Genomic DNA, 274 nt, shown 5'->3' with positions numbered 1-274 from the left:
TCGCTCGGCATCTCGGGCGAGATGGGCCGCTATCCGGTGCACTTCCACTTCATGACGGACGCGGCGGACAGCTACATCGAGAACGTGAGCATCCACCACACTTTCCAGCGCGGCATCGTGGTCCACCAGACGAACGACCTGCGCCTCGAAGGCAACGTCGTCTACGACACGATCGGCCACGCCTATTACGTCGAGGACGGCGTCGAGCAGGGCAATTCCTTCCTGGGCAACCTCGCGATGATGCCCCGCAACGTGCCGCCCGAGAACCGGCTGA

General features: G+C 63.5%; 1 protein-coding gene. It reads left to right on the top strand.

Annotated features, from left to right (window positions below; genetic code table 11):
• A partial coding sequence (locus P5683_RS26210; RefSeq protein ID WP_315669530.1) for a hypothetical protein occupies positions 1–274 on the top strand: 274 nt, incomplete at both ends.

Source organism: Limnospira sp. PMC 1279.21 (assembly GCF_032349615.1).
GTDB lineage: Bacteria > Cyanobacteriota > Cyanobacteriia > Cyanobacteriales > Microcoleaceae > Limnospira > Limnospira fusiformis.
Note: the sequence above shows the minus strand (reverse complement) of the source record. Positions and strands in the feature narration are given on the sequence as shown.